The 12216-nt window shown below is 48.1% G+C and carries 15 protein-coding genes; all 15 read left to right on the forward strand.

The features are described 5' to 3' along the window. Positions 1-146 precede the first annotated feature (146 nt). Positions 147-440 carry a hypothetical protein gene (locus tag FEK50_RS24600; protein ID WP_131161775.1) on the forward strand — a complete coding sequence of 98 codons (294 nt, stop codon included), beginning with the start codon at positions 147-149 and terminating at the stop codon, positions 438-440. Beyond that, positions 433-885, forward strand: coding sequence for a hypothetical protein (locus FEK50_RS21875; protein WP_131161728.1), 453 nt, complete (start codon positions 433-435; stop codon positions 883-885). Before FEK50_RS24600 ends, FEK50_RS21875 begins: the two co-directional genes overlap by 8 nt. Before the next feature lie 27 nt (positions 886-912). Next, positions 913-1551 (forward strand): type-F conjugative transfer system pilin assembly protein TrbC, encoded by a 639-nt coding sequence (gene trbC / locus FEK50_RS21880; RefSeq protein WP_131161729.1) that lies wholly within the window; start codon positions 913-915, stop codon positions 1549-1551. Beyond that, positions 1548-1928 carry a hypothetical protein gene (locus FEK50_RS21885; protein ID WP_131161730.1) on the forward strand — a complete coding sequence of 127 codons (381 nt, stop codon included), beginning with the start codon at positions 1548-1550 and terminating at the stop codon, positions 1926-1928. The genes trbC and FEK50_RS21885 overlap by 4 nt, the downstream gene beginning before the upstream one ends. 235 nt (positions 1929-2163) lie before the next feature. Continuing rightward, positions 2164-4026 (forward strand): type-F conjugative transfer system mating-pair stabilization protein TraN, encoded by a 1863-nt coding sequence (gene traN, locus FEK50_RS21890; protein ID WP_240780261.1) that lies wholly within the window; start codon positions 2164-2166, stop codon positions 4024-4026. Positions 4027-4052: 26 nt separating this feature from the next. After that, on the forward strand, positions 4053-4310 hold the full coding sequence (locus FEK50_RS21895; RefSeq protein WP_131161777.1) for a conjugal transfer protein TrbE: 258 nt from the start codon (positions 4053-4055) through the stop codon (positions 4308-4310). After that, on the forward strand, positions 4303-5046 hold the full coding sequence (gene traF / locus FEK50_RS21900) for a type-F conjugative transfer system pilin assembly protein TraF (protein WP_131161731.1): 744 nt from the start codon (positions 4303-4305) through the stop codon (positions 5044-5046). The genes FEK50_RS21895 and traF overlap by 8 nt, the downstream gene beginning before the upstream one ends. Positions 5047-5206: 160 nt before the next feature. Then, complete coding sequence (traQ, locus tag FEK50_RS21905; protein ID WP_212768171.1) at positions 5207-5443, forward strand: type-F conjugative transfer system pilin chaperone TraQ; 237 nt, start codon at positions 5207-5209, stop codon at positions 5441-5443. Next, positions 5430-5975 carry a type-F conjugative transfer system pilin assembly thiol-disulfide isomerase TrbB gene (gene trbB / locus FEK50_RS21910; RefSeq protein WP_131161732.1) on the forward strand — a complete coding sequence of 182 codons (546 nt, stop codon included), beginning with the start codon at positions 5430-5432 and terminating at the stop codon, positions 5973-5975. The genes traQ and trbB overlap by 14 nt, the downstream gene beginning before the upstream one ends. After that, on the forward strand, positions 5905-6246 hold the full coding sequence (gene trbJ, locus FEK50_RS21915; protein ID WP_131161733.1) for a P-type conjugative transfer protein TrbJ: 342 nt from the start codon (positions 5905-5907) through the stop codon (positions 6244-6246). Before trbB ends, trbJ begins: the two co-directional genes overlap by 71 nt. Further along, a complete protein-coding gene (gene trbF, locus FEK50_RS21920; RefSeq protein ID WP_240780262.1) occupies positions 6233-6625 on the forward strand; it encodes an F-type conjugal transfer protein TrbF in 393 nt (130 codons plus the stop codon). The genes trbJ and trbF overlap by 14 nt, the downstream gene beginning before the upstream one ends. Further along, positions 6612-7985 (forward strand): conjugal transfer pilus assembly protein TraH, encoded by a 1374-nt coding sequence (traH, locus tag FEK50_RS21925; RefSeq protein ID WP_131161778.1) that lies wholly within the window; start codon positions 6612-6614, stop codon positions 7983-7985. The genes trbF and traH overlap by 14 nt, the downstream gene beginning before the upstream one ends. Continuing rightward, entirely contained in the window at positions 7982-10807 is a 2826-nt protein-coding gene (gene traG, locus FEK50_RS21930) for a conjugal transfer mating-pair stabilization protein TraG (RefSeq protein WP_131161735.1), read from the forward strand. Before traH ends, traG begins: the two co-directional genes overlap by 4 nt. After that, complete coding sequence (gene traS, locus FEK50_RS21935; RefSeq protein WP_131161736.1) at positions 10804-11313, forward strand: conjugal transfer entry exclusion protein TraS; 510 nt, start codon at positions 10804-10806, stop codon at positions 11311-11313. The genes traG and traS overlap by 4 nt, the downstream gene beginning before the upstream one ends. A gap of 13 nt (positions 11314-11326) precedes the next feature. Beyond that, positions 11327-12058 carry a conjugal transfer complement resistance protein TraT gene (gene traT, locus FEK50_RS21940; RefSeq protein ID WP_000850422.1) on the forward strand — a complete coding sequence of 244 codons (732 nt, stop codon included), beginning with the start codon at positions 11327-11329 and terminating at the stop codon, positions 12056-12058. Positions 12059-12216 lie beyond the last annotated feature (158 nt).

Here is a 12216-nt window from a genome sequence, read left to right on the forward strand (position 1 = left end):
AAAGTTTGGGGCAGTGGTGGAAACATGTGAGCAGCTATTATCCTGAAAAACATATTTATCAGAAACTGCCTGTAAATCAAGTTAATCAATGAGAGGAATATCCATGAAAATTGATATAATAAAAAAATAAATATACTTGTAAATTTATAAGTGTATGTTGTGTGCTTATCCACCTGATAAATGGAACGTTAAAATGGATTCCTTTTAATCTGGTAATGGTACCTGCGATATTGTTTTATTTTGCTCCTGATAGTGTTCTCGGTGAAATTATTTATGAATGGCAAAAAACAGATGTGTCAGGGAAAATATTTATTGTTCGAATGTATCTGGAGCTTACCTTTGTATGTGCGTTTGTTATGGTGTTTTTAAAATATTTATGCTCTGATGCATTTATGCCAGGTAAGTGTGTAAATAAAAATAAAGGAGGGTGTAATGAGTAATAATATGAAATATGGCTCAAGAATGCTGGACATGGGCATTCTGCTGGAAATGGAATCATTTTTGAAAACACATGGTAGTGTGTCCCGGTGCATTATGGAGTGTCGACAGCTTGCCAGTGAAGTCAGTCATTCGCAACAATTACTGGATAAGCTGTCATATATTGACGACTGGCTGTGCCGGTTTTCCTCAATAATGTATCACAGTTTTGATAAAGAGCAGATTCAGTGGCGGGAGAAGGTGGGCAGGGATTATCCCAGAGAAAAGGTTTATATTTTCAGTCCCGATAATGTCTCCGTCCATAATAATGATATTAAAGGCTCTGCCAATAATAAATCAGGAATAACTGTGTCGGTTACAGCCAGTAAAATATGTGCAAATCAGAAAGAGTTTGATGCTTTTTTAAAACTGGCAGAAAAACTGAGAGAAAACCCTACGGGTAATTAAATTGTAACAATGCCATCAGGATATATCATGAACTGGAAAATATTTGCGCTTTTTTCCCTGACTGCAGGACTGTTTATTTCTGCCCATGCTTCGGAAAACGTGAATACGCCCGAAAACCGCCAGTTCCTGAAGCAGCAGGAAAATTTAAGCAGACAACTGCGTGAAAAACCTGACCATCAGCTGAAAGCCTGGTCGGAGCAACAGGTGCAGGAAAACCCGCTTCCGCGTTCAGATAACCATTTTCTGGATGAACTGGTTCGTAAACAGCAGGCTTCGCAGGACGGGAAACCCCGGCAGGGTGCCCTGTATTTTGTGTCGTTTTCCATTCCCGAAGAGGGGCTGAAACGGATGCTGGGCGAAACCCGGCACTACGGTATTCCGGCCACACTGCGGGGCATGGTGAACAATGATCTGAAGACCACCGCTGACGCTGTGTTGTTCCTGGTGAAAGACGGCGCAACTGATGGTGTTCAGATCGACCCGACGCTGTTTTTACAGTACGGCATTCGCAGCGTACCGGCACTGGTGGTGTTCTGCAGTCAGGGATATGACATCATCCGGGGAAACCTGCGGGTCGGCCAGGCGCTGGAGAAAGTAGCCGCCACGGGGGACTGCCGACAGGTAGCCCGGGCGTTGCTGAATAACACCGGAGATAAACAAAAATGACTTTACCTGCCGGGTATTATCGGATTGATCCGGAGATCCGTGCACTGGTGGCCGCGATGAACATTCACGGCTTCCGTACATATGCTTCCTGTCAGGGACATGGTTTCCCTGTTACAAAGCTGCCTCCTTATATTGCTTTTGCCTGTCCGGTAAAAATGGCTGCCCTTCTTGAGCAGCGACTACGGCAGGATGCTGAATCAGCAATACCACGTCTGGCATGGGGATGGTCGGTGACGGGGGCTTTTAACAGTGAGTTTCAGCTCTGTTTCAGGCTTCAGCCCGATGTCCCTCATTACTGGTATAACCGGTATTGTCGTCACTCGTTATATGCCGATTTCAGAACACTGAAATCGTTACTAAAGTCGTTATCTGAGTAGTAACCCCGGTACGTCAAGAAGCCCCATGTACCATAATCCGGCAGCAATAATAATAGCCGTAACACACAACCCTACAAACCACTGGTAAAAGCGATCGCTGCGCCGTTTTTTTCCAAAAGGATCTGTTGAGCTGCAATTCCCGCATGTTGTGGCTGTTCGACTTAATGCTTTACCACAATCAACACAGTTCTGAAGTTGAGATGACATCACTTCATTCTCCAGTATGGTTCAGGTTATGAAAGAAAAGATAAATACCTTTTTCAGGTCTCTGAATTTTAATTATTCCGTAAATCCATGCAATCTTTGTGCAATTGTTTTTTTCCTGAGCTTTTCTGTGCTTGCTGACAGCAACAGTGATTACCGGGCCGGTTCTGATTTTGCTCACCAGATCAAAGGGCAGGGAAGCAGCAGTATTCAGGGCTTTAATCCACAGGAGAGTATCCCCGGCTATAACGCGAATCCGGACGAGACAAAATATTACGGTGGCGTAACTGCCGGTGGTGATGGCGGCCTGAAAAATGACGGCACCACGGAATGGGCGACCGGTGAAACCGGAAAAACCATCACGGAGTCATTCATGAACAAGCCGAAAGACATTCTTTCACCGGATGCACCGTTTATCCAGACCGGCAGGGATGTGGTGAACCGGGCTGACAGCATTGTGGGAAACACCGGACAGCAGTGCAGTGCGCAGGAGATTAGCCGGAGTGAATACACGAATTACACCTGTGAGCGGGATTTACAGGTGGAGCAGTACTGCACACGAACTGCCCGTATGGAGCTGCAGGGGAGTACCACATGGGAAACCCGGACGCTGGAATATGACATGAGTCAGTTACCTTCCCGTGAAGTGAATGGTCAGCATGTTGTCTCCATTACCTCTCCCGTTACCGGTGAAATTGTCAGTGCTCATTACAGCTGGAAACGAATATATATACAAAAAAGTGACAACATGGTGATTACCGTGCTGGGCAGCCGTCTGAACTGGAACTCGAAAACATCCGTGGATGCCTCATTTACGCCAGTGCAGAAAACGCTGACTGCCGGTGTGGCCTTTACCTCATCTCATCCCACCCGGGCAGGAAGTATAAGATTTAAGCGTCATACGGCAATGAAGCTGCGTCTGGTTGTCAGGGTAAAAAAAGCCTCGTACACCCCGTATGTTGTCTGGTCTGAAAGCTGCCCGTTCAGCAAGGAGATGGGGAAACTGACAAAAACAGAATGTACGGAGGCTGGCGGGAACAGGACGATAGTGAAAGACGGTCAGTCATACAGCATGTACCAGAGCTGCTGGGCATACCGGGACACGTATGTCACACAGTCAGCAGATAAGGGAACCTGTCAGACGTACACCGACAATCCAGCCTGTACCCTGGTGTCACACCAGTGTGCCTTTTACTCCGAAGAAGGTGCCTGTCTGCATGAATATGCCACGTACTCCTGCGAGTCAAAAACATCCGGAAAGGTCATGATTTGTGGTGGTGACGTATTCTGTCTCGATGGCGAATGCGATAAGGCTCAGAGCGGGCAGAGTAATGATTTTGCCGAAGCTGTTTCTCAACTGGCAGCACTGGCCGCTGCAGGTAAGGATGTTGCGGCGCTGAACGGGGTGGATGTCCGGGCTTTCACCGGTCAGGCGAAATTTTGTAAGAAGGCTGCAGCCGGATACAGCAACTGCTGTAAGGACAGCGGCTGGGGACAGGATATCGGGCTGGCCAAATGCAGCAGTGATGAAAAAGCCCTGGCTAAAGCAAAATCAGACAAACTGACCGTCAGCGTCGGAGAATTCTGTTCGAAGAAAGTGCTGGGAGTCTGTCTGGAGAAAAAACGCAGCTACTGTCAGTTTGATTCTAAACTGGCGCAGATAGTCCAGCAGCAGGGGCGCAACGGTCAGTTGCGTATCAGTTTTGGCAGTGCGAAGCATCCTGACTGCCGGGGAATTACGGTTGATGAGCTGCAGAAAATTCAGTTCGACAGACTGGATTTCACTAACTTTTACGAAGACCTGATGAATAACCAGAAGATCCCGGACAGTGACGTTCTGACGCAGAAAGTGAAAGAACAGATTGCTGACCAGCTGAAACAGGCAGGACAGTAAGGTATGGAAAATAACCGGGGAAAATGATGAAGGTCATATTCACTTCTAATCGTCTTGTTGATTTTCTTATCCGGCTTTTGATTACAGCGATTGTCATTTCCCCGGTAATTACCTGGTCGTGGAATACGGTAAAAGAAACCACTGCAGGTGAGATACTTGCTGCTGCTTTCGTTATTTTTTACTCCGGTGTGCTCCTGTTTATTCTGTATTTTGGTTTTTCTGCTCTGACTGACCTGCAGAAACCTGATGAAAGAAAAAATGATAAAAGGAATGAAGATGAATAAAGCATTACTGCCACTGTTACTCTGCTGCTTTATTTTTCCGGCGTCAGGGAAAGATGCAGGCTGGCAGTGGTATAACGAGAAAATAAATCAGAAGGAAAAAGAAAATCAACCCGTACCTGCAGCCCCCCGTCAGGAACCGGATATTATGCAGAAACTGGCCGCGCTGCAGACGGCAACAAAGCGGGCGCTGTACGAAGCCATTCTGTATCCCGGCGTGGATAATTTTGTGAAATATTTCCGTCTGCAGAATTACTGGACTCAGCAGGCCGGGCTTTTCACCATGAGCGCTAAAAAAGCCATGCTGGCGCATCCCGAACTGGACTATAACCTGCAGTACAGCCATTACAACGGCACGGTCCGGAACCAGCTGGCGGCAGACCAGGCGCAGCAGCGACAGGCCATTGCGAAACTGGCTGAACACTACGGCATCATGTTTTTTTACCGGGGTCAGGACCCCATCGACGGGCAGCTGGCGCAGGTCATTAATGGCTTCAGGGATACGTATGGTCTGAGTGTTATTCCCGTTTCCGTGGATGGCGTGATTAATCCGCTATTGCCGGATTCCCGGACTGACCGGGGGCAGGCGCAGCGCCTCGGCGTGAAATATTTCCCGGCAATGATGCTGGTTGACCCGAAACAGGGCAGTGTTCGTCCGTTATCATACGGCTTTATTTCGCAGGACGACCTGGCAAAACAGTTCCTGAACGTTTCTGAAGATTTTAAACCGAACTTCTGAATTACGGATAATTCCCGTTCGTCAGTAAATTTCATTAATTCTGAACCTGGAAATAATTCACCATTTATTCCGGTAATCCCTTATTTAATTCTCTGTATGACAGGAGAGTTTTACTGTGCATAAATATAAATTCTCTTTACCCCAGCTTGATATTACGGGAATGTGGGTATTTTCCCTGGGTGTCTGGTTTCATATCGTCGCCCGTCTTGTTCACAGCAAACCCTGGATGGCTTTTTTTCTGGCGGAGCTTATTGCGGCCATTCTCGTGCTGTTCGGTGCATACCAGGTGCTGGATGCATGGATTGCCCGTGTCAGCCGGGAAGAGCGTGAGGCGCTGGAAGCCAGACAACAGGCCATGATGGCAGAGCAGCAGGAGGGCGAACATGTCTCTCACTAAATTACTGCCGGTCATTCTGTTGATGATGGCCACAGGTGTGCAGGCCTCCACCCGGGATGAAATAGAGCGACTCTGGAATCCGCAGGGTATGGCGGCGCAGCCTGCACAACCAGCAGCAGGTACGTCAGCCAGAACAGAAAAACCGGCTCCCCGCTGGTTCCGCCTCAGCAACGGCAGGCAGGTTAACCTGGCCGACTGGAAGGTGGTGCTGTTTATGCAGGGACATTGCCCTTACTGTCACCAGTTTGACCCGGTGCTGAAACAGCTGGCACAACAGTACGGTTTTTCCGTTTTTCCCTACACCCTGGATGGTCAGGGGGATTCGGCTTTTCCGGAGGCATTACCGGCACCACCTGACGTAATGCAGACCTTCTTCCCGAATATCCCGGTGGCCACACCGACCACCTTCCTGGTCAACGTCAACACGCTTGAAGCATTACCGCTTTTACAGGGGGCAACGGATGCCGCTGGTTTTATGGCGCGGATGGATACCGTTCTGCAGATGTACGGAGGGAAAAAAGGTGCGAAATAAGCAGGTGATGTTACTCATTGCCGGAATATCCGGCATCGCGACAGGAATAATCGTCAGCCTGAATATCCCCTTTATCCGTCAGGGGCTTTTTTATCCCGCCAGCCCTGTAGAAATTGTCGTTTCGCTGTGTCTTACCTTTTCTGTTTCTGTTGTGTTTTTTGTGGGGGTAATTGTGGGATGGATTTTTGTGTCTGAAATATATTACAGCCGCATGACCAGGCTGAATAAATTATCAGAAATATCAGAGGGAACTTATAATGAAAGAAAATAAAAATAATCCTGAACTCAAAATCAGAAGTACAGAACGAGATTATAAATACATTTCCAGAATTACTGACAGGTATGCTGTATTGTCTCTGGTATTCCTGACTGCCGGAATTGTTTTATGGATAGTTATGAATATTATTTTTGATGCCTGTATTGATTCGTGGAAAGCTGACCCGGAATTAAATAACGTACGTTATATGTGGAACATCCTGATGTATGCCATTCCGTGTACGTTATGGGCGCTTGCATCCGGTTTTTTTGTTGCGGGTTATCTGCTGCCTTTATGTGCGTTACCAGTCAGGAATATCATGATATTCCTGCTGAAACGCCGTATGTGCCGGGAGAACAAATTAAGGGAGGGCAAGAATGATGCCACGCATTAAACCTCTTCTGGTTCTTTGTGCCGCTTTACTGACGGTCACACCCGCAGCGTCAGCGGATGTGAACAGCGACATGAATCAGTTCTTTAACAAGCTGGGGTTTGCTTCCAATACCACACAGCCGGGCGTCTGGCAGGGGCAGGCCGCCGGCTATGCTTACGGTGGCTCCCTGTATGCCCGTACTCAGGTCAAAAATGTTCAGCTGATTTCCATGACGCTGCCGGATATCAATGCCGGATGTGGCGGCATCGACGCCTATCTCGGTTCGTTCAGTTTTATTAATGGCGAGCAGTTGCAGCGTTTTGTTAAGCAGATTATGAGCAACGCTGCAGGTTACTTTTTTGACCTTGCCCTGCAGACGACAGTGCCGGAAATGAAAACCGCAAAAGACTACCTGCAGAAAATGGCAAGCGACATTAACAGTATGAACCTCAGTTCCTGTCAGGTGGCACAGGGGCTTGTGGGTGGGCTGTTTCCTCAGACGCAGGAATCTCAACGAAAAGTCTGCCAGGACATTGCCGGTGAGAGCAATATTTTTGCTGACTGGGCGGCTTCTCGCCAGGGATGCACGGTCGGAGGACAGTCCGCATCTGTTCGTGATAAGGCCAGTGACAAGGATAAGGAACGGGTACTGAAAAACCAGAATATCATGTGGGAGGCACTGAAAAAGAACAGGATGTTTGACGGCAACAAAGAGCTGAAAGAATTCATCATGACACTCACCGGAACGCTGATTTTTGGAGAAGACAGCGAGATTACGCCCCTGCCGGCGCGTACCACTGACCGCGATATTCTGCGGGCAATTATGGAAGGGGGAACCGCCAGAATTTATCACTGCAACGATTCTGACAAATGCCTGAAAGTGGTGGCAGATTCGCCGGTAACCATCAGTCGGGATAATGCACTGAAGTCACAGATTACAAAACTGCTCACCAGTATTCAGAATAAAGCGGTGAGTGATACCCCTCTGGATGACAGGGAAAAAGGTTTTATTTCCAGCACCACCATTCCCGTTTTTAAATATCTGGTTGACCCGCAGATGCTCGGTATCTCCAACAGTGTGGTTTACCAGCTGACGGACTATATCGGCTACGACATTATGCTTCAGTACATTCAGGAGCTGCTTCAGCAGGCCCGGGCCATGATTGCCACCGGGAATTACCCGCAGGCTGTGATGGACAATGTTCTGGAGAATCTGAATCAGGCACAGCAACAGATTGCCATCTTCCAGAGTCAGGTACAGGTACAGCAGGATGCGCTGCTGGTTGTCGAACGTCAGATGAGCTACATGCGCCAGCAGCTGTCTGCACGCATGCTCAGTCGTTACCAGAACAACTATCACTTCGGAGGGAGCTCACTGTGAATGAAGTTTATGTGATTGCCGGTGGTGAGTGGTTGCGGAATAACCTGAACGCCATTGCCGCCTTTATGGGGACCAGGACGTGGGATTCCATTGAGAAAATCGTACTGACTTTGTCTGTTGTTGCTGTGGCGTTTATGTGGGTACAGCGGCATAACGTGATGGATTTGCTGGGCTGGGTGGCGGTGTTTGTGCTTATCAGCCTGCTGGTTAATGTCCGTACATCGGTGCAGATTATTGATAACAGTGACCTGGTCCAGGTTCATCGGGTGGATAATGTGCCGGTCGGTCTGGCAATGCCACTTACACTGACGACCCGTATCGGGCATGCAATGGTGGTCAGCTACGAGATGATATTCACCCAACCGGACAGCGTCACCTACAGCAAGACAGGCATGCTGTTCGGGGCGAATCTGATTGTGAAAAGCACCGATTTCCTGTCCCGGAATCCGGAAATCATCAATCTGTTTCAGGACTATGTCCAGAACTGCGTGCTGGGTGATATTTACCTGAATCATAAATACACGCTGGAAGACCTGATGGCTTCCGATGACCCCTATACGCTGATTTTTTCTCAGCCCAGCCCGCTGCGGGGCGTTTATGACAGCAATAATAATTTCATAACCTGTAAGGATGCGTCGGTTTCGCTGAAAGACAAGCTTAATCTCGATACAAAGACGGGAGGCAAAACCTGGCATTATTATGTGCAGCAGATATTTGGCGGCAGACCGGACCCGGACCTGTTATTCAGACAACTGGTCAGCGACAGTTACAGTTATTTCTACGGCACCAGCCAGTCAGCCAGCCAGATTATGCGCCAGAACGTTACCATGAATGCCCTGAAAGAGGGTATCACCAGTAATGCGGCCCGCAATGGCGATACCGCCAGTCTGGTGAATCTGGCCACCACGTCATCGATGGAGAAGCAGCGCCTGGCGCATGTTTCCATTGGCCATGTGACAATGCGAAACCTGCCAATGGTACAGACTATCCTGACGGGAATTGCCATTGGTATTTTCCCGCTTCTGGTACTGGCGGCTGTCTTCAACAAGCTGACGCTGTCCGTCCTGAAAGGCTATGTGTTTGCCCTGATGTGGCTGCAGACCTGGCCGCTGTTGTATGCCATTCTGAACAGTGCCATGACATTCTATGCGAAGATGAATGGTGCGCCGGTCGTGCTGTCTGAACTCTCTCAGATACAGCTGAAATACTCCGACCTGGCCTCCACTGCCGGGTATCTTTCAGCCATGATCCCCCCGTTGTCCTGGATGATGGTAAAAGGCCTTGGTGCAGGTTTTTCCAGCGTGTACAGCCACTTCGCCTCTTCCTCCATCAGCCCGACCGCCAGTGCGGCAGGCAGTGTGGTTGACGGAAACTACTCCTACGGCAACATGCAGACGGAGAACGTGAACGGCTTCAGCTGGAGCACCAACAGCACCACGTCGTTTGGTCAGATGATGTACCAGACCGGCAGTGGCGCAACCACCACGCAGACCCGTGACGGTAATATGGTGATGGATGCGAGTGGGGCGATGTCCCGTTTACCGGTCGGTATCAATGCAACGCGTCAGATTGCGGCGGCACAACAGGAAATGGCCCGGGAGGCGTCGAACAGAGCAGAAAGCGCCCTGCATGGTTTCAGCAGCAGTATTGCCAGTGCCTGGAACACACTCAGTCAGTTTGGTTCTAACCGGGGGAGCAGTGACTCTGTCACCGGTGGTGCTGACAGCACCATGAGTGCTCAGGACTCCATGATGGCCAGCCGTATGCGCAGTGCAGTGGAAAGCTATGCGAAGGCGCATAATATCAGTAATGAGCAGGCGACCAGAGAACTGGCCTCGAGAAGTACAAATGCGTCGCTTGGGCTTTACGGTGATGCTTATGCTAAAGGGCATTTAGGCATAAGTGTAATGGGTAACGGTGGAGGGGTTGGTTTCCAGGCTGGAGTTAAAGCAAGCATTGATGGCAGTGATCTTGACTCACATGAAGCCAGTAGTGGTTCACGAGCCAGCCATGATGCTCGTCATGATATTGACGCTAAAGCCAGCAAGGACTTTAAAGAGGCCAGCGATTACTTTACCAGTCGCAAGGTCAGTGAATCTGGCAGCCATACTGACAATAATGCCGATTCCCGTGTGGATCAGCTGTCTGCTGCCCTGAACTCAGCGAAACAGAGTTACGACCAGTACACGACGAATATGACCCGCAGCCATGAATATGCTGAAATGGCATCCCGTACTGAAAGCATGAGTGGGCAGATGAGTGAAGACCTGTCGCAACAGTTTGCACAGTATGTGATGAAACACGCGCCGCAGGATGCAGAAGCTATTCTGACAAATACCAGTTCACCAGAGATTGCAGAACGCCGTCGGGCGATGGCGTGGTCTTTTGTGCAGGAACAGGTACAGCCTGGTGTTGATAATGCCTGGCGTGAATCCCGTGGTGATATTGGTAAAGGAATGGAAAGCGTATCTTCGGGTGGTGGCAGCCAGGATATTATTGCTGACCATCAGGGGCATCAGGCCATTATTGATCAAAGAACGCAGGACAGTAATATCCGTAATGATGTAAAACATCAGGTTGATAATATGGTCACAGAATACCGAGGCAATATCGGAGATACTCAGAACAGCATCCGTGGCGAGGAAAATATTATAAGAGGGCAGTATTCTGAACTGCAAAATCACCATAAAACAGAAGCATTATCTCAGAATAATAAATATAATGAAGAGCGAGAAAGTCAAAAGATAATACCTGAGCCATCAGAAGAGGCTGTGAAAAAAATGATTGATGATAAAAAGAATCGACTGAAGGGGCCATTATGATTACTCACTATGATATAAAAACGGAGACACAGAAACTAAAGGATGTACTCTCTGTAGAAGGTGTTAATATTCCGCCATTATTACAAGTCATAAAGCCAGGGGGGTATGTATTTTTATGGGTTTTATTATGGCCAACATTTCTCCGTTTGCTGGCAGATAAAGTTGATATCCGAGATGCCGGGTTTGATATATGTTTTAGTGGCGTAATGGGGTTTATCCTTTTTGTTGCCATTACTAATGGAATGATGTTGTATCTTGCTATCCCTAAAAAATTCAGAGATGAGTCGAAAGTTATATCTTTTATGTATGATAAGAACAAAACTTATATCTTGTCGTTTGTGATTGTTTTTTCAATAGTTTCCTTCGCCCATACGTTCTTGTTTGGTTTTTTATCGATAACTCTGTTTATAATTTTTTTCTTTATTTATATTATAGATGTAAATCGTTATAATCTCTCTGCAATAGTCTCAGTAATAGGTCTATTCAAAAAAGAATCTGTTAGTTAAAAGGATATTTTGGATGAAAACAAAAAAATTGATGATGGTTGCACTGGTCAGTTCCACTCTGGCCCTTTCAGGGTGTGGTGCGATGAGCACAGCAATCAAGAAGCGTAACCTTGAGGTGAAGACCCAGATGAGTGAGACCATCTGGCTTGAACCCGCCAGCGAACGCACGGTATTTTTGCAGATCAAAAACACGTCTGATAAAGACATGAGTGGGCTGCAGGGCAAAATTGCTGATGCTGTGAAAGCAAAAGGATATCAGGTGGTGACTTCTCCGGATAAAGCCTACTACTGGATTCAGGCGAATGTGCTGAAGGCCGATAAGATGGATCTGCGGGAGTCTCAGGGATGGCTGAACCGTGGTTATGAAGGAGCAGCTGTTGGTGCAGCGTTAGGTGCCGGTATTACCGGATATAACTCCAATTCTGCCGGTGCCACACTCGGTGTGGGGCTTGCTGCTGGTCTGGTGGGTATGGCTGCAGATGCGATGGTGGAAGATGTGAACTATACCATGATCACGGATGTGCAGATTGCAGAGCGTACTAAGGCAACGGTGACAACGGATAATGTTGCCGCTCTTCGTCAGGGCACATCAGGTGCGAAAATTCAGACCAGTACTGAAACAGGTAACCAGCATAAATATCAGACCCGTGTGGTCTCCAATGCGAACAAGGTTAACCTGAAATTTGAAGAGGCGAAGCCTGTTCTCGAAGACCAGTTGGCCAAATCAATCGCAAATATTCTCTGATTATCTTCCGGAGGCTGGTCTGACCGGCCTCCTGACTGACGCCTCGCTTTGCTCGTTGTCCAACCCCGGAAAGAAATAAAATAAATTTTATTTCTCCCCGGCGTTTTCGAAATAAATATGAAAACACTGAGCGGTTGTGCAAATTCTTTGTGCGACCG

The organism is Escherichia sp. E2586 (assembly GCF_005781105.1).
Classification (GTDB): Bacteria; Pseudomonadota; Gammaproteobacteria; order Enterobacterales; family Enterobacteriaceae; genus Escherichia.

What these genes read in the sequence shown, in the direction of transcription:
- FEK50_RS21875 (WP_131161728.1), top strand. Translation starts at nt 433, where the DNA reads ATGAGTAATAATATGAAATATGGCTCAAGAATGCTGGACATGGGCATT.
- trbC (WP_131161729.1), top strand. Translation starts at nt 913, where the DNA reads ATGAACTGGAAAATATTTGCGCTTTTTTCCCTGACTGCAGGACTGTTT.
- FEK50_RS21885 (WP_131161730.1), top strand. Translation starts at nt 1,548, where the DNA reads ATGACTTTACCTGCCGGGTATTATCGGATTGATCCGGAGATCCGTGCA.
- traN (WP_240780261.1), top strand. Translation starts at nt 2,164, where the DNA reads ATGAAAGAAAAGATAAATACCTTTTTCAGGTCTCTGAATTTTAATTAT.
- FEK50_RS21895 (WP_131161777.1), top strand. Translation starts at nt 4,053, where the DNA reads ATGAAGGTCATATTCACTTCTAATCGTCTTGTTGATTTTCTTATCCGG.
- traF (WP_131161731.1), top strand. Translation starts at nt 4,303, where the DNA reads ATGAATAAAGCATTACTGCCACTGTTACTCTGCTGCTTTATTTTTCCG.
- traQ (WP_212768171.1), top strand. Translation starts at nt 5,207, where the DNA reads ATGTGGGTATTTTCCCTGGGTGTCTGGTTTCATATCGTCGCCCGTCTT.
- trbB (WP_131161732.1), top strand. Translation starts at nt 5,430, where the DNA reads ATGTCTCTCACTAAATTACTGCCGGTCATTCTGTTGATGATGGCCACA.
- trbJ (WP_131161733.1), top strand. Translation starts at nt 5,905, where the DNA reads ATGCCGCTGGTTTTATGGCGCGGATGGATACCGTTCTGCAGATGTACG.
- trbF (WP_240780262.1), top strand. Translation starts at nt 6,233, where the DNA reads ATGAAAGAAAATAAAAATAATCCTGAACTCAAAATCAGAAGTACAGAA.
- traH (WP_131161778.1), top strand. Translation starts at nt 6,612, where the DNA reads ATGCCACGCATTAAACCTCTTCTGGTTCTTTGTGCCGCTTTACTGACG.
- traS (WP_131161736.1), top strand. Translation starts at nt 10,804, where the DNA reads ATGATTACTCACTATGATATAAAAACGGAGACACAGAAACTAAAGGAT.
- traT (WP_000850422.1), top strand. Translation starts at nt 11,327, where the DNA reads ATGAAAACAAAAAAATTGATGATGGTTGCACTGGTCAGTTCCACTCTG.